Origin of the sequence: Halomonas sp. AOP5-B2-8, assembly GCF_052376475.1 — a bacterium.
In the GTDB taxonomy this organism is placed as follows: domain Bacteria; phylum Pseudomonadota; class Gammaproteobacteria; order Pseudomonadales; family Halomonadaceae; genus Vreelandella; species Vreelandella casei.
In genome coordinates, this window is sequence record NZ_JBQSVS010000003.1 from 367,065 (window position 1) to 388,515 (window position 21,451).

The 21,451-nt window shown below is 54.4% G+C and carries 17 protein-coding genes; 1 reads left to right on the plus strand and 16 read right to left on the minus strand.

All coding sequences use genetic code 11. The annotated features are described in order from the left end of the window. Positions 1–7: 7 nt before the first annotated feature. The 6 genes from ACT3RP_RS09270 to cysM all read right to left on the minus strand — a co-directional run bounded on the left by ACT3RP_RS09270 (position 8) and on the right by cysM (position 8,989). Positions 8–553 carry a DUF924 family protein gene (locus ACT3RP_RS09270; RefSeq protein ID WP_444625555.1) on the minus strand — a complete coding sequence of 182 codons (546 nt, stop codon included), beginning with the start codon at positions 551–553 and terminating at the stop codon, positions 8–10. Positions 554–607: 54 nt separating this feature from the next. After that, entirely contained in the window at positions 608–3,256 is a 2,649-nt protein-coding gene (gene ppc / locus ACT3RP_RS09275; RefSeq protein WP_483393687.1) for a phosphoenolpyruvate carboxylase, read from the minus strand. Positions 3,257–3,309: 53 nt separating this feature from the next. Then, a complete protein-coding gene (gene mazG, locus ACT3RP_RS09280; RefSeq protein WP_483393688.1) occupies positions 3,310–4,164 on the minus strand; it encodes a nucleoside triphosphate pyrophosphohydrolase in 855 nt (284 codons plus the stop codon). Continuing rightward, the gene (relA, locus tag ACT3RP_RS09285) at positions 4,164–6,440 is read right to left on the minus strand and encodes a GTP diphosphokinase (RefSeq protein WP_483393689.1); all 2,277 of its coding nucleotides are present in this window, start codon (positions 6,438–6,440) and stop codon (positions 4,164–4,166) included. Before relA ends, mazG begins: the two co-directional genes overlap by 1 nt. A gap of 201 nt (positions 6,441–6,641) precedes the next feature. After that, complete coding sequence (gene rlmD, locus ACT3RP_RS09290) at positions 6,642–8,042, minus strand: 23S rRNA (uracil(1939)-C(5))-methyltransferase RlmD (RefSeq protein ID WP_193063580.1); 1,401 nt, start codon at positions 8,040–8,042, stop codon at positions 6,642–6,644. 2 nt (positions 8,043–8,044) lie between these two features. Continuing rightward, positions 8,045–8,989, minus strand: a complete 945-nt coding sequence (gene cysM / locus ACT3RP_RS09295; RefSeq protein WP_193063578.1) for a cysteine synthase CysM — start codon at positions 8,987–8,989, stop codon at positions 8,045–8,047. 91 nt (positions 8,990–9,080) lie between these two features. Here cysM and ACT3RP_RS09300 point away from each other — a divergent pair, with 91 nt between their 5' ends. Then, the gene (locus tag ACT3RP_RS09300) at positions 9,081–11,798 is read left to right on the plus strand and encodes an ATP-binding protein (RefSeq protein ID WP_483393690.1); all 2,718 of its coding nucleotides are present in this window, start codon (positions 9,081–9,083) and stop codon (positions 11,796–11,798) included. A 55-nt stretch (positions 11,799–11,853) separates the two neighbouring features. Here the strand turns inward: ACT3RP_RS09300 and acpS are convergent, their stop codons facing one another. From acpS to ACT3RP_RS09350, 10 genes are all read right to left on the minus strand, one after another. Next, the gene (gene acpS / locus ACT3RP_RS09305) at positions 11,854–12,231 is read right to left on the minus strand and encodes a holo-ACP synthase (RefSeq protein ID WP_441671672.1); all 378 of its coding nucleotides are present in this window, start codon (positions 12,229–12,231) and stop codon (positions 11,854–11,856) included. 66 nt (positions 12,232–12,297) lie between these two features. Next, on the minus strand, positions 12,298–13,152 hold the full coding sequence (pdxJ, locus tag ACT3RP_RS09310; RefSeq protein WP_441671674.1) for a pyridoxine 5'-phosphate synthase: 855 nt from the start codon (positions 13,150–13,152) through the stop codon (positions 12,298–12,300). A gap of 54 nt (positions 13,153–13,206) precedes the next feature. Next, the gene (recO, locus tag ACT3RP_RS09315) at positions 13,207–13,902 is read right to left on the minus strand and encodes a DNA repair protein RecO (RefSeq protein ID WP_441671676.1); all 696 of its coding nucleotides are present in this window, start codon (positions 13,900–13,902) and stop codon (positions 13,207–13,209) included. Between the two features lie 8 nt (positions 13,903–13,910). Next, positions 13,911–14,810 (minus strand): GTPase Era, encoded by a 900-nt coding sequence (gene era / locus ACT3RP_RS09320; RefSeq protein WP_096280486.1) that lies wholly within the window; start codon positions 14,808–14,810, stop codon positions 13,911–13,913. Then, positions 14,807–15,499, minus strand: a complete 693-nt coding sequence (rnc, locus tag ACT3RP_RS09325) for a ribonuclease III (protein WP_096280489.1) — start codon at positions 15,497–15,499, stop codon at positions 14,807–14,809. Before rnc ends, era begins: the two co-directional genes overlap by 4 nt. Positions 15,500–15,566: 67 nt before the next feature. After that, positions 15,567–16,370 carry a signal peptidase I gene (gene lepB / locus ACT3RP_RS09330; protein WP_441671679.1) on the minus strand — a complete coding sequence of 268 codons (804 nt, stop codon included), beginning with the start codon at positions 16,368–16,370 and terminating at the stop codon, positions 15,567–15,569. A gap of 15 nt (positions 16,371–16,385) precedes the next feature. Then, positions 16,386–18,203 carry a translation elongation factor 4 gene (gene lepA, locus ACT3RP_RS09335; RefSeq protein ID WP_441671681.1) on the minus strand — a complete coding sequence of 606 codons (1,818 nt, stop codon included), beginning with the start codon at positions 18,201–18,203 and terminating at the stop codon, positions 16,386–16,388. Between the two features lie 196 nt (positions 18,204–18,399). Then, positions 18,400–19,836, minus strand: a complete 1,437-nt coding sequence (locus tag ACT3RP_RS09340; RefSeq protein ID WP_483393691.1) for a DegQ family serine endoprotease — start codon at positions 19,834–19,836, stop codon at positions 18,400–18,402. Positions 19,837–19,902: 66 nt separating this feature from the next. Continuing rightward, positions 19,903–20,367 (minus strand): SoxR reducing system RseC family protein, encoded by a 465-nt coding sequence (locus ACT3RP_RS09345; protein ID WP_319022216.1) that lies wholly within the window; start codon positions 20,365–20,367, stop codon positions 19,903–19,905. A gap of 21 nt (positions 20,368–20,388) precedes the next feature. Next, a complete protein-coding gene (locus ACT3RP_RS09350) occupies positions 20,389–21,408 on the minus strand; it encodes a MucB/RseB C-terminal domain-containing protein (protein ID WP_483393692.1) in 1,020 nt (339 codons plus the stop codon). Positions 21,409–21,451 lie beyond the last annotated feature (43 nt).

Consider the following 21,451-nt stretch of genomic DNA (forward strand, 5'->3'; position numbering starts at 1 on the left):
TACAAAATTAAAAGGACGAACCGGGCTGCTTCAGAAAAGCCAGCTCCTCGTCAGTCGAGGCCCGGCCCAACAGTGCATTACGGTGAGGATAGCGCCCAAAGCGATCAATGATTTCTTTGTGACGCACCTCAAAATCAAGATTATTTTCTAACCCCGGCTGGTTAAACAGCTGCATGGCAATATCATGAATCGCAGCAGACTCACTATGCATAAAGGGCATATAGAGAAATGCCCGCTGCGCACTCGCAAGCTCGGTGTCGGCACCCACTGCCACGGCCTCTTGAGCAAGCGCCAGCGCTAAGGTATCGGTAGCGAAAGCACGGGCGTCGTCACGATACATATTGCGTGAAAACTGATCCAGCACAATGATCTCGGCAAGTCGCCCTTGGGCCACTTGCCGCCAAGGATAGCACTCACACTGCGCGGCCTGGGCATGCAGCTTGCTGAATCGCTCAAGAATCGTACGATCCATCTGCGCATCTTTTTTAAACCACTGAGCTGGCGTCAACGCTTCAAACCAAAAATCGAGTACCGCTTGAGCATCTGAGGACATTGACGCCTCCTTGTTGTAGAACGTTATGCTAGAACGCTGTGAAAATAAAAACGCTTAGCCTGTGTTGCGTAAGCCAGCGGCGATACCGGCCATGGTGACCATGAGCGCACGCGAAAGGTCTGCGCTAATAGCACCGTCGGCGTCACGATTACGCTGCAGCAACTCCGCCTGGAGGCCGTGGAGCGGGTCGATGTAAGGATTACGCACATCAATCGCCTGACGAATCAACGGAGTGTTCTCCAGCAACTTTTCTTGCTGAAGAATATCGAGTACCGCATCTTCCAATGATGCGAAACGATGGCGTAACTTTTTACCAAGCGCTTTTAGCGAAGGTTCATCCACCAAGCGGTGCTCGTAATAAGCGGCAATCGCCACGTCAGCTTTGGCCAACAGCATCTCAAGCATGTCCAAGTAGGTACCGAAGAACGGCCAGTCCTTACGCATTTCCTGCAGCACTTCACGCCCGCCGGGCTGTTCAAGTCGCTTCGCAAAAGCTTCGCCGCTGCCCAGCCATGCGGGCAACATTAAGCGAATCTGTGTCCAGGCGAAAATCCATGGGATCGCACGCAGCGTTTCGACGCCGCCATCCTGACGCCGTTTAGTCGGCCGCGAACCTAGCGGCAGTCTGCCTAACGCGCCTTCCGGCGTAACTGCTCGGAAGTAAGGCACAAAATCTGGGTCTTCACGCACCACGCCTACGTAGGCGGCATGGCCGACCTTCGCGAGCTGGTCCATCTCCTCGCGCCACTGAGGTTCTGGCGCACGCGGCGGCAGCAGCGTCGCTTCAAGCACCGCACAGGCATAGATTTCCATAGAGCGCAGCGCGATATCCGGCTGGCCAAACTTGAAGCGAATCATCTCACCCTGTTCGGTCACCCGCAGGCTTCCGTTCACCGAGCCCGGGGGCTGAGAGAGAATCGCCGCATGGGCAGGACCGCCGCCACGGCCTACCGTGCCACCGCGACCATGAAACAAGGTTAAGTCCACGCCATGGCGCTCACAGACAGCCACCAGCGATTCTTGGGCACGGTACTGAGCCCAGGCTGCGGCAAGCTGACCGGCATCTTTAGCCGAGTCTGAGTAGCCAATCATGACCTCTTGACGGTCGCCAATCAGTGCACGATAGCCCGGTATAGAGAGCAACTGATCAACCACGGCGCCGGCATGATCCAGATCGTTGAGCGTCTCAAACAGCGGTGCAATCGGCAGCGTCATCTGCCCACCCACTTCTTTCATCAGCAGCGCTACGGTGAGCACGTCTGAAGGCTCTGCTGCCATGGAGATAATGTAAGTGCCCAGCGCTTCGGTGTGCTCTTGAGCAATCACTTTAAAGGTGTCCAGCACTTCACGAGACTCGGCCGAGCATTCCCAGCGGCGCGGAATCAGCGGTCGACGCGAGGCAAGCTCAGACAGCAGGAATTCTTGGCGCTTGGCTTCGTCCCACTCTTGGTAGTGGCCAAGCCCAAGTGAACTGGTTAGCTCTTCTATGACCTGGGCATGGCGGCTCGCTTCTTGGCGCAGGTCCAGCTTGGTTAGCGTCACGCCAAATACCGCGACTCGGCGTAGGGTATCAAGCAGCGCGCCGTTGGCGATGGTATCGAGGCCAACATCGCACAGCGAGCGGTAGCAGGCGAGCAGCGGCGAGTAGAGCTGATCGCGGGTTTCAATAATAGGCCCGCCGTCATAGTTACGCCCATCCAGCTCGGCTTTAGCCCAGTCGCGGGTCGCTTCGACTCTGGCTAGCAAGCGTTTGAGAACTTCGCGGTACGGTTCCGCCACATCACCGGCTTCGGCTTTAAGCGCACTATTGGCCTTCCACATGGAAAGCTCTGTTTTCAACTGTTCAAGATCGCGCAAATACAGATCGGCGGCCATCCAGCGACCCAGCAATAGCACTTCGCGGGTCACCTTAGCGGTAACGTTGGGGTTGCCATCGCGATCGCCGCCCATCCAGGAAGCGTAGCGTATAGGCGCGGCATCCAGGGGGAGCCGCTCACCGGCGGTATCCAACAGCAGGTTGTCCAGATCGCGATGAAAATCGGGCACCGCCTGCCACAGTGAATTTTCAATGACAGCAAAACCCCACTTGGCTTCATCCACCGGCGTTGGCCGCTCGTGGCGGATCTCATCGGTGTGCCAGGCTTGGCTAATCAGCTCTTCCAGGCGCCCCTGGGCACGGGTGCCACGCTCAGGATAATCTTCCGAGCTTTCAATAGCGGTTAAGCATTCATCAATCGCATCGTATTTTTGAATGAGCGTGCGGCGAATAACTTCGGTGGGATGCGCGGTCAGCACAAGCTCAACGCGCATATTGGCGAGCGTTTCGACCAGCTTACGCGGTGAATTACCTGCTTTTTTGGCACGCTCAAGCAGTTCGCCGAGCACTGGCTGGAAGCCAGGTTTGTAATCTTCAACGCGACGAAAACGCGCGCGATAGTGCTGTTCGGCAATGTTAGCCAGATTCAAAAACTGGTTAAACGCCCGAGTGACCGGCAGCAGGTCACGCTCGGGTAGCTGGCGAAGATACTCAATTAACTCACGCTGCTGCAGCGAATCACCCTGACGTCCGCGCTTGGCATGAGCGCGAATCGTTTCAATTTTATCGACAAATGCTTGGCCTAAATCATCGGCAATCGTCCGCCCCAGGCTATCGCCTAGAATGCGTACGTTATCGCGCAGGGATTCGTGTAGGTCTTGACTCATTGGCATGGCCTCCTTGCAGGGGTCGCGTCATCATTAGATTAAGCATGATTAAATCAGCAATGGCTGGGTTGTTTTTCTTGTGCTTTAGCTGCCTGCCAGTGGGCCTCCATTTCATCTAGAGAGGCATCTTCTAGCGGCCGTTGGGCAGCGCTAAGCTCGCGCTCGACATGGCGAAAACGGCGTTCGAACTTAGCATTAGTGGCGCGCAAGCACTGTTCAGGGTCTGCATTCAGCGTGCGGGCAAGATTAGTGACCGCAAACAGCAGGTCGCCCACTTCTTCTTGGGCATGCCGCTGGTCGCCGGCGGCGAGCGCTTCCTCGACTTCGGCCAGCTCCTCACGAATTTTGGCTATCACGCCTTGAGCATCAGGCCAATCGAAGCCCACCCTTGCGGCCCGTTTAGACAGCTTAGCGGCGCGACTAAGTGCAGGTAGCGTGCGCGGCACGTCGTCGAGTACCGATGGCATATCGGCGGCTTTTTCGGCGCGCGCTCTTTCCTCACGTTCTTCAGCTTTCAGCGACTCCCAGCGGCTGTTGACCTGTTGGGTTTGAAGCTCTTCGGCACTGACACCCGGTGGGCGGCGCGAGGCAAGCGTGCCGTTGGGAAACACGTGTGGATGACGCCGCAGCATCTTAGCGATCAGCGTATCGACAATATCAGCAAAGTCGAAGCGCTGCTCCTCTGCACCGAACTGGGCGTAGTAAACCACTTGGAAAAGTAGGTCGCCTAGCTCGCCGGGCAGTTCATCAAAAGCACGCCTTTCAATGGCATCGGCCACTTCATATGCCTCTTCCAAGGTGTGCGGCACGATGCTTTCCCAATCTTGCTGCAGGTCCCACGGGCAGCCCTGCTCGCTATCGCGCAGCACCTGCATGAGGGTCAGCAGATCATCCATTCGGTGGCGCATTATGCTCCTCCCTTGTGACGTTGATGCTCAGGGTCGGCATTACGCAGGCGACGCACTTCGGTGACGTTAGGCAGTTGCTGAATACGTGAAAAAAGGCGACCCAGTGACTCAAGGCCATCCACTTCTAAGGTAATCCGCAGACGAGCAATGCTCTCGTCGATATTGGTTAAGGTGTTGACGGCAAGCACGTTGACCTTTTCATTACCTAATAAGCTGGTGACATCGCGCAGCAGCCCCGAACGATCCCAGGCTTGGATTTCAATCGTCACCGGATAGCGCGTCTGGGCACGCTCGCCCCACTCTACCTCAATAATGCGTTGAGGCTCATCCAGGCGTAATTGCAAAATGTTGCTGCAGTCCTGGCGATGAACGGTGACGCCACGGCCTTGGGTGATAAAGCCAACGATCGGCTCGCCGGGCACCGGGCGGCAACAATTCGCCATGCTGGTTTTGAGATTGCCCACGCCAAGCACCGTAATATCGCTTTTCGTAGCCTTGCTCGATTGGCGCTTAGGCTTGGCAAGCAGCCGGTCGAGCTGCTCTTGATCATCGGTTTCACCGAACAGCTGCTGCGCTTGGTGCAGCACTTGGCCAATACGTAAGTCACCGGCGCCGATCGCGGCATACATATCCTCAGCATTGAGGTAGTTCACGGCCTTCGCCAATCTAGGCAGGTCAAGGTCTTCTACATCTAGGCGGCGCATCTCGCGGTCAAACAGCGCGCGCCCTTCGTCAAGGTTCTGATCCCTCGCCTGATGCTTAAACCACGCCTGTATTTTGGCTCTACCGCGAGAAGTCCGCACGTAGCCCAGGCTAGGATTTAGCCAGTCGCGGCTAGGCCCGCCTTTAGTGGCCGTCAGGATCTCCACCTGCTGACCGGTTTTCAACTTATAAGTCAGCGGCACAATGCGGCCGTTAATCTTGGCGCCCCGGCAGCGGTGGCCTATTTCCGTGTGCACACGGTACGCAAAATCGATGGGGGTCGCGACACGCGGGAGGTCAATCACGTGGCCATCTGGGGTAAAGACATAGATACGGTCAGGGGCGACATCGCTGGCCAGTCCTTCGCGAAGATCGCCAAAGCCGCCCACTTCATCCTGCCACTCAAGCACTTGACGCAGCCAAGCGATTTTTTCTTCGTAGCTACGGCTTTTAGCGTTGGTGTCATGGCCTTTGTAGCGCCAGTGGGCACAAACACCAAGCTCGGCTTCTTCGTGCATAGCGAAGGTTCGAATCTGAATTTCGAGAACCTTATTTTCCGGCCCCATAACGGCCGTATGCAGCGACTGATAGCCATTTTTTTTGGGGTTGGCGATGTAGTCGTCGAACTCGTTGGGCACGTGATGCCAGCGCGAGTGAATAATCCCTAGCACGGTGTAGCAGTCGGTCACCTCAGGCACCAAAATGCGCACCGCGCGCACATCGTGAACCTGGGAAAAGTCGATCCGCTTACGCTTCATCTTTCGCCAGATCGAGTAGATGTGCTTTGCGCGTCCATCCACGTCGTAGCGGTGAATGTGCTGCGCTTCCATCAAGGCTTTGATGGTTTCCACGACATCATGGATATAACGGTCGCGGTCCAGACGCTTTTCCGCCAACAGCTTAGCAATCGCTTTGTATTCATCTTCGTGCAAATAGCGAAACGAGAGATCTTCCAATTCCCACTTAAGCTGGCCAACCCCTAGCCGATGCGCCAGCGGGGCATAAATATCGGCGACTTCACGGGCAACCTGTAAACACTTTTCCAGCGGCGCGTCTTTGACCTGACGAAGCGCACAGGTACGCTCGGCGATTTTGATCAGCGCCACGCGCACATCACCAATCATATTGACCAGCATTTTGCGCAGATTTTCCTGCTGATTATGCTGCCCCATAGCATGGTCAGGCGCTACTGGATAGCTGATAGCGGCCATTTGCAATACGCCATCAATGAGACTGGAGACCTCATTGCCAAAACGCTTGGTGACGCCTTCAAGGCTGAGCAAACCCTCTCGCACCGAGCGGTAGAGTACAGCGGCTTCAAGAGTGGCTTGATCGAGCTTCAAATCACCAAGAATATCCGCCATTTCCAGCCCCATTCGGAAGCTAGAGCCAGGCGATAGCCAGACGCGATGCGTACGTGGTGCCTCAGTTTCCAGCGTTTCGGCTAGTTTACAGGCGTCGACTAATCGCTCTGGATCCCTTAGGCGCACATCTTCTTGCAGGCGCGTTAACCATTGTTGTATGTCTACCTGCCCGCTAGCAGTGAGCGGCTGGTCTTCACGCACTTTTACCATGACAATAATTCATCCATTCAGAGAAGCGGTCTCCACACGACCGCCTCCGTGGCTCGATGCGATGGGCGAAAATAAGCCCCGGCACTTCCAACCTATCAGCCTACAAAGCGCCTGCTTAACTAACAACAACTTAAATAATCTTTGCTTAAAACCATTTGCTTAAAACCATTTACTTAAAACTGTTTACTTAAGGCCATCCACCTAAACACCATCAGCCTCAAACAGCACCAGCGTTTCCATATGCGCAGTGTGAAGGAACATATCGGCGACGGCCACTTGCTTCACACGGTAACCCGCATGCACAAGATGTGCCGCATCTCGGGCAAGCGTTGCGGGGTCACAGGAAATATAGACCACTCTGGGTACCCGTTGATGAGCCAGCCCCTGACATATTGCTTCACCGCCGATGCGCGGCGGATCAAGCACCAGCGCGTCGCTATCACGATGGGTGGCTAACAGCGCCTTAACGTTCGCGGGGTCGCTCAAATCCCCCTGCTCACCGCTTACTACCAGCTGATTACGCGCAGCATTGTCGGCAATGCGCGCCACCATGGCGGGGCTCCCTTCTACCGCATGTACTTCGGCGCCGGCTGCTGCGATGGGCAGGCTGAAATTGCCAATACCCGCAAACAGGTCGAGTATTTTTTGCCCAGGCTTAGGCGCTAGCCATTCAATCACTTGAGCCACCATTTGCTGGTTAACCTGAGCGTTGACTTGTAAAAAATCGCCTGGCGCAAAGCTGAGCGCAAGCGGCGGCTGCCCGTCGAGCGTCAGCGATTCTTCCAGCACCGGCGGCGCACCATCCCAGTGCAGCGTGGGCGTTTCACGCCCCAGCCAAGTGCCTAACGCTACCCGCTGGCTTTGCGCAAAGGCCTTCCAGCGCTCGGCATCCGGTGCATGTTCTTTTAACTGACGGACTAACACTACCTGCGCACTGGCCGTTGCCAGTAGTTCGATATGACCTACCTGACGCGGAGCCTCTAGCGTTTGCAGCAGTTCACGCAGGGGCGTTAGCAACTGCTGTAACGAGTCAACCAATACCGGGCACTGTTCAATATCGACCAGCCGATGGCTATGGGCGGCCCGAAAACCTAGGTGGGTACTGCCTTGGCTATCCACTTTGACGCCTAACCGGGCACGCCGCCTATAGCCCTGGTCACTGCCCTGAATCGAACTAATATCGCCCAGCGTGATGCCCTGACGGGCAAAGAGATCGCGCACCACGTCGCGCTTATGCGCACGCTGCGCGTCAATATTCAAATGCTGCAAATCGCAGCCGCCGCAGCGGCCAAAGTGTAGGCATGGCGGCGTTACGCGCTGCTCAGAGGTGGTCAACAGTGATTTGATATGCGCTTCGTCGTAGCGTTTGCGCGTCAAGTGAATAGCAACATCAACCCGCTCACCCGGCAATGCCTGAGCGACAAACACGGTTTTACCGTTGGCCGCATGGGCAACACCCCGGCCATCGTGCGCTAAGCGCTCAATCACTAACGGTGAGCTATCTTCGGAGAGGGCATGCACCCCTTTGCCACCTGGCGTACCCGCTAAACCAGAATGGCCCGATGCAGGCCTTGGTGGCCGCCGCTTTCCCAACATAGCCATCGTTATACTCCTGGGGCAAAAAGGCCGGTGGAAAGATAGCGATCACCGCGATCACAGACGATAAACACGATCACGGCATTTTCCGTTTGCTCTGCGATACGCAGCGCACCGGCCAAGCTGCCACCGGAGGACACACCCGCTAAGATGCCTTCTTCACGCGCTAGACGTCGCATGTGCTCTTCCGCCTCTTGCTGGCCGATATCCAGCGTGACATCCACGCGGGGGGCTTCAAAAATAGCCGGCAGGTATTCTTTCGGCCAACGACGTATACCGGCGATGCTGGCGCCATCAGCAGGCTGCAAGCCAATAATTTGAATTGCCGGATTCTGCTCTTTCAAATAGCGCGATACGCCCATGATGGTGCCGGTGGTGCCCATGGAGCTTACAAAGTGAGTCACTTCCCCGCCCGTTTGCTGCCATATCTCAGGGCCGGTTGTACGGTAATGCGCCAGCGGGTTATCCGGATTAGCGAACTGGTTGAGCGGCTTACCTTCCCCTCTGGCTATCATGTCATCCGCAATGTCGCGAGCCCCTTCCATGCCTCCCGCTTTGCTTGCCGAAATTAATTTTGCCCCGTAGGCAGCCATTGCCTGCTTACGCTCATCCGAGGCATTTTCTGGCATTACCAGCACCATCTGATAGCCTTTAATCGCCGCTGCCATGGCAAGCGCAATACCGGTATTGCCTGAAGTTGCCTCTATCAGTGTATCGCCGGGAGAAATTTCGCCGCGGGCTTCTGCCTCTATTAACATAGACAGTGCTGGGCGATCTTTGACCGACCCCGCGGGGTTATTACCTTCAAGCTTGGCTAGCAGTGTATTGTTGCGCCCAGCGCTAATTCGCTTCAGCCGCACCAGCGGCGTATTGCCCACCACATCTTCTAGCGTAGGATAGTTTGTAAAATCGTTTTTGAGATCGTTTTTGAAATCGTTCTTGAAATAGCTCATCGAACATTCCTTATCGTAACCGTTATGCTGCATTATATCGGTGCTGCCTCGGCCTGGACAGGCAACCTCATTGAATCAGCGAGCTTCTTTCATGTCTTTGAATACCCGTCTGCTGTTTGCCTTACTCGGTCTACCCCTTTTGGTATACGCCATCATGGCCGTACTCCTGATGGTACAGAACGATGCCCAGACGCATACCATGAAAAAAGAGCGCTTAGAAAATGCTGTCGAACTAATAACACCCAGCCTCAGTGAGGCAATTGCTGATGCCGACCTTGAGCAGCTTGAGAACTTAGCGCGTCAGCTACTGAGCCTCAATGGACTGAGGACGGTTGCGGTGTTTAATGAGCAAGGCAGTCGCCTATTGTTACTTGGCAAGCCCGCCCCCGTGCCGCTGAGCCCACCGGCGGATCAGCAGCTTATTATTGATGACGATAGGTGGCGATTACGCATACCGCTCACGACGTTTAACGCTAGCGATTTAAATATCCTAGGCTGGCTAGATGTAGAAATGGAAATCCGTGCGCTGACGCTTGAGCGCTATAAATTGATTGCCAGCCTTAGCCTAGGTGGCATGCTACTGGGGCTGCTGTTGTTTTTAATCGCCTTTGCCATCAGCCGTTACGTTACCCGGCATATTGAAGAAGCCAGTCATGCTTTGTATCGCTTATCCCGCGGCGATTATCAGCTGCGTTTAGCGTCCTCGGGTGCCGCGGAACTTAATCACCTCTATACCCATGTCAATACCCTTGCGGAACACTTTCAGCAGTCACAGCGCGATATGCAAACGCAAATCGAGCAGGCCACCAGCGAGCTGCAAGCATCAATGAAAACCATTGAAGAGCAGAACATAAAGCTCGATTTGGCTCATCGCAGCGCGCTGCGTGCAAACGCTGTGAAGTCTGAATTTCTTGCCAATATGAGCCATGAAATCCGTACACCGCTGAACGGTATTATAGGCTTTTGCCGATTACTGGGCCGCTCATCACTGGACACCCGCCAGCAGGAATGGCTTCAACACGTGCATCGCGCCAGCGACAACCTGCTCATGTTGGTTAATGACGTGCTCGACTTTTCTAAACTTGAGGCCAATCGCCTGACCCTAGAAGAAGCCGATATTGATATCGTGACGCTGGTCGATGAGGTTATGGGGCTGCACGCGCCAGAAGCCCAGCGTAAGCAATTGCATTTAGTGGCGATGGTATACGACGATGTGCCGACACCGCTATGCGGCGACCCGCTACGCATCCACCAAGTATTGAACAACTTAATCAGCAATGCGCTTAAGTTCACCCATCAGGGTGAAGTGATTGTTCGCGTCATGCTGGATAACCATGAAGGGCAGCATGTGGTGCTGAGCATCAGCGTCAGTGACACCGGCATTGGCTTAAGCGACACCCATCAGCAGGCGTTATTTAACGCGTTTACACAAGCAGAGCCCAGCCATTCGCGCCAGTTTGGCGGCACCGGCTTAGGGCTAACCATTTGTCGCCAGTTGATTGAGCGCATGGGTGGCGAGATCAGCGTTGAAAGCGAGCTTGGCACGGGTACTACGTTCTCGTTTACGCTGCCAATGCTAGCGCATAAAGCCATTGAGCGCCCCCCGGAAATCAGCCTAGATAATCCCCATATACGCCTGTATGAAGAGCACCTGCCCACTCGGCATATGCTGGAGCATTTGCTTCAGCGCTGGCAAGCGATACCAATGCCATTAGATGCCTTAGAGCAGGAGCAGCTGCTAATACTGGGGTTAGAGCACAATGATTTTAGCCCCGAACGTCAAACCTATTGGCAAAACGTGATTGACCAAACCCCGTGCCCGGTGTTGGTTTTAGCCAATAGCAATAGCTTTGACCTGCCGCCACTGCGTTTAACCTATGGTGGCGAAACGCTTTATAAGCCCTTTTCACGTGATCAGTTGGCAACTTCGCTGGATCAACTGCTGTTACCTGCGCTTGTTCCCAGTAAGCCTGCCGACCATCCCAACTTGCCACCTACTGGCTCGCCGGTCTTAAAGCTGTTGATTGTGGACGATAATGCGTCGAACCGGGAGCTGCTTAAAAGCATGCTAGAAAGCCCGACAATTCACATCACAGCGGTAGAAAGCGGTCATCACGCGTTAGGGTTCGCACGCAACCATAACGTTGACATGGTGCTAATGGATATTCGCATGCCGGGACTAGACGGCGTTCAAACCACTCACGCGCTGCGCCGTCTGAGCAGCACCTGGGCACGCTGCCCGATTGTGGCCGTTACCGCCCACGTACTCAGCAGTGAGCGCGAAAAGTGGCTAGCGGAAGGTTTAGATGACGTACTCATCAAACCCATCGATGAGACGCAGCTGCACCAGCTACTGAGTAGATTTTTAAGTCATACGTATCGACTGGCCGATTTTACGACACCATCGTTCTCACCGAGGGGAACTAAAATGGCCATTAAACCACGCTATGCCACTACCAAGCCTGCGACCTTACCGGTGGTAGATTTGGAGCTGGGAGCGCACCTAGCGGGCGGCAAAGACTACCTAGCGCGCGAGCAGCTAAAGCGGCTAATTGATGGCCTTGAAGAGAGTGAAAAACAAATGCGCAGCGCCTACTCACAGCAAAACTTGGCGACGCTGCTGGATTGGGTGCACGGTTTGAATGGCGCTAGCCGCTACTGTGGTGCACCTGAATTGGCGTTGCTGGTAGAAACGCTGGAAACCCGACTTCGCACCAGTGGTTTAGACCATGTACATGGGCTCTTAGAAGACCTGTATAGAGCCATGGCAAAGCTGCGAACGTACCGTCCGCTGCTACTTAGGCATTAGTGCAGGCTCTTTTTACAAACGCTATAGGCTAATCACTGGCTTGATGGTTAAGCGATTAGCGCTCCAGCACCACGAAGGCCACAGCATACTCAGCCTCATCGCTTAGCGTGACATGGCTAGCCGTGACGCCCGCCGCTAGAAGGAGTCGTTTGGCTTCACCACTAAGCAAAAAATGCGGCTTACCCAAAGTGTCATTAAGCACCTGAATATCACACCACTGCATGCCTTCTCGCAGGCCCAGTCCGAGCGCTTTCACAAACGCTTCTTTAGCGGCAAACCGTTTGGCCAAGAAGGCGGCAGGCTGTGATTTTTGCAGCCATGCAGCATGCTCATCGGGGCCTAAAATACGCTGAGCAAAGCGCGGACCGTGACGTTTTACAGCCTGTGCAAAGCGCTCGACGCGGGCAATATCAGAGCCAATTCCCACTATCATCGCCAACATAACCTCTAAACAGATGAACCTCTAAACAGATGAACCTCTAAGCAAAGACACCGCTCATTAGTGCCCGCAGCATCCGTTATGGCGATGCTCAATATCGCCTGCATGGCCAGCGCTCGCGCCATGCGAATGATCGTGTTCCAGGTCATGAGCATCTAACGCTGCCATTAAGCCTGCCTCTTGCCCGGCAACGATCAGACGCTTCATCTCCTGCACGGCCTCTTTGAGACCCACGAAAAGCGCGCGCGCAATGATGGAATGACCAATATTGAGCTCATTAATGCCCGGCAATGCGGCAATTGCCTCAACGTTGTGATAGTGCAAACCGTGACCGGCATTGACGATCAAACCCAGTGACATGGCGTGAGTAGCGGCAACGGTTAAACGATGATATTCCGCATTCGCGGCATCGCTGCCAGACCGAGCTTGCGCATAGGCACCGGTGTGCAGTTCGATAGTGGGTGCACCAGCACGTTGGGCTGCGTCAACCTGAGCCTCCTCAGGATCGATAAACAGCGAAACGTCACAGCCTACTGCACGCAGACGCTGGCAAGCGCTCTCAATCGCGTCAAAGCCACCCACGACGTCCAAACCGCCTTCGGTGGTTAACTCTTCACGCTTTTCAGGCACTAAGCAGACATGCGCAGGGCGCACTTCCTCAGCCAGGGCCAGCATCTCTTCGGTAACGGCCATTTCCAAGTTCATGCGCGTATTCAGCATCTCGGCCAAAATACGCACGTCTCGCGGCTGTATATGGCGGCGGTCTTCGCGCAAATGCACCGTAATGCCGTCGGCACCGGCCTCCTCGGCGACTAAAGCCGCCTGCACGGGGTCGGGATAACGCGTGTCTCGGGCTTGGCGAAGTGTCGCAATGTGATCAATATTGACGCCTAACAGTATCCGAGGGGGATGCATAGTGCCTCCAACGCAGCAAGAAGATAAGAGTTAATAAGTTATTAAATACAGCCATCAAGAGCGATGACGACGGCGAGCCAAATCGAGCATCAGCTCTCGTGAGCGCAAAACAGCGGTGCCTAGATGAGGCGCCAGTGCTGCGCGCATAACGGCTTTAAGCGCATTGGCAAGCCCTTCATGCTGCCAATCGCCTTGCTCAATGTAGCGCAGCGTTCGGCCATCTAGCCCACGTTCGTCAGCGGCAAACGCCCTGCTAACGACATCGAAACGATAGCGTAAATGGGGGTCTAAAACGCCACCGTCAAGCGTCGTAAACTGCGGCGTTGCCTCCAGCGTTTCTAGCAGCGCCCATTCATAGCGGCGCAGCGCTAGCGCACGTTCGGCAGGGATCGGCAATGCTTCTAACAGCACCGTATAAAACGCGAACACGTCCGACGCCGACAGTTCTAATGGCATAAGCCGCGTGGCGATTTCATTCGCATAGAGCCCGCACAGCAGCCCTTCACCTGCCAGTAGCGCCGTTTGCCCACGAGACTCCATCAGCGTAAGCCGCTTCAACTCACGCGTACCTTGCCAAGTGACAAATAGCGGTGTGAATGGCTGCAAGCGCTGGCGCGACTTTGAACCAGGTCGCTGACCGCCGTGCGCAACGGCACGCACCCTACCGTGGTTGAGCGTTAGTAGATCTACTAACGCGCTGGTTTCACGGTAGGGCCGCCGGTGCAGCAGAAAAGCCGGCTCCGGCGGCATCGCTAGACTCAATCTAGGTCGTAACCCAGGCTTTTCAACGCGCGTTCATCGTCTGACCAGCCGCGTTTTACTTTAACCCATAGGTTGAGCATTACTTTTGTGCCTAGCGCGCGCTCCATATCCAGACGCGCCTCACGGCCAATGCTCTTGATCCGATCGCCGTTTTCACCAATCAGTATGACTTTCTGACCTTGGCGCTCGACCAGAATCAACGCACTGATATGTGTCACCCGCTCTGTTTCGCGAAACTCTTCAATTTCAACGGTCATCTGATAAGGCAGTTCATCGCCCAGTTGGCGCATGACTTTTTCACGCACCATCTCAGCCGCCATAAAGCGCATGCTTTTGTCGGTAATCTGATCTTCGGGGAAAAAGTGAACGCTTTCAGGAAGGTATTTAGCCACCTCGTCTTCTAGCGTGTCTACCTGGGTGCCGTGCTTGGCGGAAATAGGCACCACCGCGGCGAAATCGCGACGCGCACCGACCTCTGCTAACCACGGCAACAGGTCGCCTTTTTCACTCAGCCGATCAACTTTGTTAACGGCAAGAATCACCGGCGCTTTTACATGTTCCAAGCGCTTAAGAACGGCCTGGTCTTCTTCTGTCCAGCGGGTGCGGTCAATAATGAACACCACGCAATCAACGTCGCGCAATGCCTGAGTCGCCGCTTGGTTCATAAAGCGGTTAATCGCCTTATTACGATCTTTGGACATAATATGCATGCCCGGGGTATCGACATAGACAAACTGCGTCTCTTCAACCGTTTTAATGCCCATCACCTGATGCCGCGTGGTTTGCGGGCGACGTGATGTAATCGACACCTTCTGCCCTAGAATACGGTTCATGAGGGTGGACTTGCCCACGTTGGGTCGACCGACAATGGCAACGAATCCACAGGATTGGCTCATGATTTGTCTCCAGGACTTTTTTCAAGATACGAAAGCGCTTCTTCTGCCGCTTGTTGTTCAGCATGGCGGCGGCTAGGGCCTTTACCGGTGGTATGCTCAGTCAACAGGTCAATGTAGCATTCCACGGTAAAGGTCTGGGCATGCGCCTCACCCTTGACGCAGACAACTTCATAGCGCGGCAATGCTGCTTGGCGCGACTGAAGAAATTCCTGCAACCGGGTCTTTGGATCCTTTTGGGTATCTTGTAGCGAGATATTGCCAAGCCGCTCTGCATACCAATCCAATACGCGATCACGCACAACGTCCATGCCGGCATCCAGATAGATGGCGCCAATGATGGCTTCAACCGCGTCTGCCAAAATTGATTCGCGCCGATGTCCGCCGCTTTTCATTTCGCCAGACCCTAGCCGTAAACATTCGCCAAACTCCATTTCACGCGCAAGCTCGGCCAACGTTTGGCCTTTCACTAATCGCGCGCGCAGGCGTGAAAGCTGGCCTTCACGCGCCTGTGGGAAGAGCTGAAACAGCGCTTCGGCAATCACAAAATTGACAATAGAGTCACCTAGGAACTCCAGGCGCTCATTGTTACGACCACCGAAGCTGCGGTGGGTCAAGGCCAACTCCAATAGCATATCATCGCCAAAGGTATGGCCGATTCGTCGGCAAAAAGCGTTCAAGGAATTACTCACAGCTCTCCTACGTCATTGACGTTAACTAAAGTGGCATAACTGACTAAACTCAACGTAAGCAAAACCTTCATTCAATGCGCCGCACACTGGTAAAACTCGGCAACCCGCCGTCCCAGTGCATCCATACCGCAAAGGCACGACCGACAATATTTTCTTCCGGCACAAAGCCCCAATAGCGGCTGTCGTTGGAATGGTCACGATTGTCACCCATCATGAAATAATGCCCTGCCGGCACTTCCACTTCACGCATTTGCGGGCCAGGGTCGCGCGGGTTGTTATAAACAAAGTGGTCAGCGCCGCCTAGTGTTTCTGCTAACAGTAGCTGTTCAGGAGAGGCCTCAGGCCCCTCTTCAGCCAGCTCTTTAGCAATCGGCTCATCGTTGATGTAAAGCTGCTTGCCCTCATAACGAATGCGATCTCCCGGCAACCCCACCACGCGCTTGATGAAATTCACCGAGGGCTCGTCAGGGAAGCGAAATACCATCACATCGCCACGCTCAGGGTCATCAACATCGATAAAACGGGTATTCACCACCGGCAACCGCAGGCCGTAGGCAAACTTATTGACCAGGATAAAGTCGCCCACTTCGAGCGTAGGCCGCATTGAACCCGAGGGGATCTGGAACGGCTCAACAATAAAGCTGCGCACTACGAGCACGATCAACAGCACCGGAAAAAACGAACGGGCGTAATCGACCGGCCACGGTTCTTTCAGCAGCTTTTCACGGGTGGGCTCGTCTAACCCTTCCTGGGTATTGGCATCAGCTGTCGCAACACGCTGGCGACGTTTAGGCCTTAACAGCACCACGTCGAGCAGGTAAATAACGCCCGAAAGCGCAACGGCGAGTACCAGAAGTAATGAAAAATCCATAAGTGGTATTCTTTCCTAGTCGTTAACCTTGAGCACAGCAAGGAAGGCATCCTGAGGGATTTCCACACGCCCTACTTGTTTCATGCGTTTCTTACCCGCTTTCTGTTTCTCGAGCAGCTTCTTCTTACGGCTAACATCGCCGCCATAACATTTAGCCGTTACGTTTTTTCGCAGCGCTTTTACCGTTGAACGTGCCACGACCTGGCCACCGATAGCGGCCTGAATAGCTACGTCAAACATCTGCCGTGGGATCAGTTCTTTCATCTTCTCCACCAGCAAACGACCGCGATGATGGGCGTGATCGCGGTGGATAATGACCGCTAGCGCGTCTACTTTATCGCCATTAATAAGCACATCAAGGCGCACCAGCTTAGCCATCTCAAAGCGCTCGAAGTTATATTCAAGCGATGCATAGCCTTTGGAGATCGATTTCAGACGGTCAAAGAAGTCCATGACCACTTCCGACATGGGCAATTCGTAGGCCAGCTGAATCTGATTACCCAGAAACTGCATGTCTAGCTGAGTACCACGGCGCTGTTCGCATTCCGTAATGACGTTGCCAACATACTCCTGAGGAACCAAAATATTAGCGCGCACTACCGGTTCGCGCATTTCATCAACATCGGCCATGTCTGGCAATTTAGAGGGGTTGGAGACGTAATTAAGGTCGCCATTTTTCATCGCCAGTTCATAGACAACGGTCGGCGCGGTAGTGAGCAGATCAATATCATACTCACGCTCAAGGCGCTCCTGAACGATTTCCATGTGCAGCGTGCCAAGAAATCCCACCCGGAAACCAAAACCCAATGCATCGGAGTTTTCAGGCACATAGGCAAGCGAGGCATCGTTAAGTGCCAGCTTCTCAAGGGCGTCACGAAAATCTTCGTAATCATCCGCACTCACCGGGAACATGCCGGCGTAAACCTGCGGCTTAACTTTCTGAAAACCGGGCAACCGTTCTACATCGGGTGTTTTAGTGTGGGTAATGGTATCGCCCACAGGCGCGCCGTGAATCTCTTTGATACCGGCCACAACAAAGCCGACTTCACCGGCACGCAGAATATCGGTCTGCTTACGCAGGGGCGTAAAAACACCCACTTCCGTGGCATTCCAGTCGCGGCCTGTCGATTTGATGCGAAGCTTATCGCCTTTGCGCAGCGTGCCATCAAATAGCCGCACCAGCGATACAACACCTAGATAGTTATCAAACCAGGAGTCGATAATCAGCGCTTGCAGAGGCGCATCCGGATCGCCTTTGGGGGGCGGAACATCACGTACCAGACGCTCTAAAAGTGCATCAATACCAATACCGCTTTTGGCAGATACCTGGCAAGCATCGGTCGCGTCCAGACCGATAATTTCTTCAATCTCTTGCGCTACTCGATCCGGATCAGCCTGAGGCAGATCGATCTTATTCAGCACCGGCAGTACTTCTAGTCCTTGTTCAATGGCGGTATAGCAGTTAGCCACCGACTGAGCCTCCACGCCCTGTGCGGCATCAACAACTAATAGCGCGCCTTCGCAGGCATAAAGCGAACGGGATACTTCGTAGGAGAAATCGACGTGGCCCGGCGTATCGATAAAGTTCAGCTGGTAAACTTGCCCATCGCTCGCGGTGTAATCCAGCGTGACCGACTGCGCTTTGATAGTAATACCGCGCTCGCGCTCGATGTCCATGGAGTCAAGCACTTGCTCTTTAAGCTCTCGTGCGGTTAAGCCGTCGCAGGTCTGAATAAGACGGTCAGAGAGCGTCGATTTACCATGATCAATGTGTGCGATAATGGAGAAATTACGTATGTGCTTAAGTTTTCCGTTGGGAACGTCTTGGGACATCGATTCTGTTCTGCCTTAGTGGTACGCAAGCGGCCTAGATTACAGCCCGCTTCGAGAATTCAAAGCTCGAAAACAGCTGCCATTTTTTTCATAAAGGCTATTTTCGACAAAAAGATAATCGCTATTGTAGCGATATGCGCAGGATAGGAACAGCAGTCCGGCGAGAACCGCCGGACTAGGTGTGCAAAAAAGGTGTTTATTCCAGACGTAACGCGACGAACAACGAGCGGCCTTCGCGGAATAGACGTATTGGAATGGCGCGATCAGAGGGCAATCCTTCGACAATCTTCATCAGCTCGTCCGACGAGGATACGCTGCGATGATCAACACTCACCAGCACATCGCCGGGGCGAATGCCGGCATCAGCAGCGACGCTGTCAAGCTCAACCTGGCGAACCTCTACACCGCCTGGAATACTTAGCTGCTCGCGTGTCTCTTCATCAACCTCTGCCACCGTTACCCCAAGACGTACCTGATTATTACTACCGGCCTGGCTCGCCTGCCCTTCAGCATCTGGCCAGTTACCCAGCTCGACGGACTGAGAAATTTCTTCACCGTCGCGAATCAAGGTTAACGCCACCTCTGAACCAGGCTCTCCACGGCCAATCAGGCGCGGCAATGAGCTGGAGCGTTCGACCTCTTCGCCATTGACCTCAATAATCACATCGCCCGCTTGTAAACCACCCTGCGCAGCAGGACCTTCAGGATCGAGATCGGCAATCAAGGCGCCAATAGCGTTTTCCATGCCGAAAGATTCTGCTAAATCGCGGGAGACAGGCTGAATCATTACACCCAGCCAGCCCCGATCTACCCGGCCACTTTCACGCAGTTGATCGACCACATCCATCGCCACGTTGATGGGAATCGCAAACGAGACACCCATAAAGCCACCGCTGCGGGTAAAAATTTGCGAGTTAATACCAACCACTTCACCGCTTAAGTTAAACAGTGGCCCGCCCGAATTGCCGGGATTGATAGCGACATCCGTCTGAATAAAGGGCACATATGCATCGCGTGGCAAGGTGCGATTAATCGCACTCACGATACCTGCCGTCACTGAGTGATCAAAGCCAAAAGGCGAGCCGATGGCGGCAACCCACTCGCCCACCTTCAGTTCGTCGGAGTTACCTAGGGTCAGTGTCGGTAGATCAGCTGCATCAATCTTCAATAACGCCACGTCAGTTTGTGGGTCAGAGCCAATCAGCTCGGCACTCAACTCACGGCGGTCGTTCAGGCGCACCAAGATTTCATCAGCATCCTGAACCACATGAGCATTTGTCATGACATAGCCGTCATCACTAATGACAAACCCCGAGCCTAACGACTGGCGCTCTTCGCTATGCCCCTGCCCCTGCCCCTGCCCGCCATCTGGGGGCGATGGCCGGTTACCACCAAAGCTCTCTCCAAAAAAATGTCGGAAAATTTCCGGAATTTCCTGGCCACCAAACCCTTCATATCCAGGCGAACTGCTTCGCTGGATCGTTCGGCTTGTCGAGATATTCACCACACCTGGCGCGGCGGCTTCAACGAGTTCGGTGAAATCCGGCAGGCTTTGGGCATTAGCAGCCTGCCCAGCCGTTAGCAATGCCACCATGCATACCCAGAGCGTGGAAGGGAGAATCAAGCGCTTCATGCAAGAGCTCCTACTGAACGTAATAATCATCAAAGGCCGTGCAACTCGTAGCGAGGTGCGGGAGAACTAACAGACCAAGCGAGGGCGAAAGCGTTCACTTCGCTCACGCAATAATACTTTCATACTAATAGCACCCACGATTAGGCCCGCAAAAAACACCAGTGGCGCAAGCCACTGAGCAGTGCTGATTAGCGGGACTAAGCCAGCCAACAAGAGTGCCGCCATTAAGGGGAGTGCATATACAAAAAAAGCCAGCAGCGTAACAGAGGTTCGCGGCAGGCTTATGGTGACCTGTTGGCCTAATGGGTAGCACTGTTCAACTGACTGGTCGGTATCGATTGAAGCTGCACACGGAAGCGCAACGACTAATTGCCGGCTACGCTGACGGGCCAGCAGCCCTACCCCACAGCCTCGGCCCTTAGCGCACTGCTCGCAGCCTTCCTGAGCGACCACCTCAACAACAAGTCCGTCATTAGCATGGGCAACTATCTTGGCCACACGCAGCAAAGAGGCGCAGGTAGTTTCCGTCACCACGCGGCCCCTATTGAATCGCTAAGGATCTGCACGACCGCTCTCTTCTTCAGCATCTTGATCAAAAGTAATTGAGCGAGCAATTCGCTGGAGGGTAGTGACCGGCATTTCACCAATGGCAATCAACTGCCAGCGCCCCTCGTCGGTGGTGTAATGCTCAATAGCCACGGCAGATACGCCCACCTGTTGCACACCTTCGCGCAAGCCGTCAGCTTCATCTTCCTCAAGAGGTTCGACAAAAATACTCACGGTGGCTAAACCGTCGCTATAAACACGCTGCTGAACGTCGTTGCCAGAGAATGCAACCGGCTGGCCCACAAAACCTTCGGGCAACCAAGTCGTACGCCATGATGTACTGAGCGCAACCTTCGGAGAGTCTATGCGGATATTTCCGGTGTACTGCTCAGGCGATTGAAGCTGAGTAATTTGGAAGGTCTCAATAATGCGACCCTGCTGATCAATAAGCACGTGCTTGAGCAGCAGCCCTGTCTCACGATCTAACCACCACTCGTGAGCAAAACGCCATTGATCAAGAGGCTCAAAAATTAGTTTTACGGCGTCTCGACCAGCGACACGCGCATCTTCCTCAAGATCAATCTGATAATATTCTTCAAGATGGGCTGCCCACCTAGCTGGGGAAGGAAACCCACCACTGCCACTGTCTTCGGTCCACGCTAGCCTACCTACCGGCGAACGCCGCTCAATGCTGACTGAGGGGCCATCCAAATACTGCACCACCTGCTGACGTATGCCGTCTTGAATGCGGTGCGAAAGTGCCAGTGTACGCACATTGATAGCATCTATAGCCACGGCTCTTGCCTGAAAAGCATAGCAGTGGCTAGCCCATAAGCCGCGTTCTAGCCACTCGGTGCCGGTACTGGGTGTCGAAATCAAGGTATCCGCACACTCATACCCAGAATTAGCCTGAGTATCGCTTTGCGCTTGTACCTGAAGCGAAAACATACCGACCGACAGTGCCAGTACCCATGCATGCCTCACTCGCAAAGGCATTAACACCTTGAACGCTCTATTTCCCAGCACGCTCTACTCACCTAGCAGTACTCCACCGAATGATGGCAGATAA

Excerpts from the sequence above, each read along its gene's own strand:
- ACT3RP_RS09270 (WP_444625555.1), bottom strand. The coding sequence starts at position 553 with ATGTCCTCAGATGCTCAAGCGGTACTCGATTTTTGGTTTGAAGCGTTG.
- ppc (WP_483393687.1), bottom strand. The coding sequence starts at position 3,256 with ATGAGTCAAGACCTACACGAATCCCTGCGCGATAACGTACGCATTCTA.
- mazG (WP_483393688.1), bottom strand. The coding sequence starts at position 4,164 with ATGCGCCACCGAATGGATGATCTGCTGACCCTCATGCAGGTGCTGCGC.
- relA (WP_483393689.1), bottom strand. The coding sequence starts at position 6,440 with ATGGTAAAAGTGCGTGAAGACCAGCCGCTCACTGCTAGCGGGCAGGTA.
- rlmD (WP_193063580.1), bottom strand. The coding sequence starts at position 8,042 with ATGGCTATGTTGGGAAAGCGGCGGCCACCAAGGCCTGCATCGGGCCAT.
- cysM (WP_193063578.1), bottom strand. The coding sequence starts at position 8,989 with ATGAGCTATTTCAAGAACGATTTCAAAAACGATCTCAAAAACGATTTT.
- ACT3RP_RS09300 (WP_483393690.1), top strand. The coding sequence starts at position 9,081 with ATGTCTTTGAATACCCGTCTGCTGTTTGCCTTACTCGGTCTACCCCTT.
- acpS (WP_441671672.1), bottom strand. The coding sequence starts at position 12,231 with ATGATAGTGGGAATTGGCTCTGATATTGCCCGCGTCGAGCGCTTTGCA.
- pdxJ (WP_441671674.1), bottom strand. The coding sequence starts at position 13,152 with ATGCATCCCCCTCGGATACTGTTAGGCGTCAATATTGATCACATTGCG.
- recO (WP_441671676.1), bottom strand. The coding sequence starts at position 13,902 with ATGCCGCCGGAGCCGGCTTTTCTGCTGCACCGGCGGCCCTACCGTGAA.
- era (WP_096280486.1), bottom strand. The coding sequence starts at position 14,810 with ATGAGCCAATCCTGTGGATTCGTTGCCATTGTCGGTCGACCCAACGTG.
- lepB (WP_441671679.1), bottom strand. The coding sequence starts at position 16,370 with ATGGATTTTTCATTACTTCTGGTACTCGCCGTTGCGCTTTCGGGCGTT.
- lepA (WP_441671681.1), bottom strand. The coding sequence starts at position 18,203 with ATGTCCCAAGACGTTCCCAACGGAAAACTTAAGCACATACGTAATTTC.
- ACT3RP_RS09340 (WP_483393691.1), bottom strand. The coding sequence starts at position 19,836 with ATGAAGCGCTTGATTCTCCCTTCCACGCTCTGGGTATGCATGGTGGCA.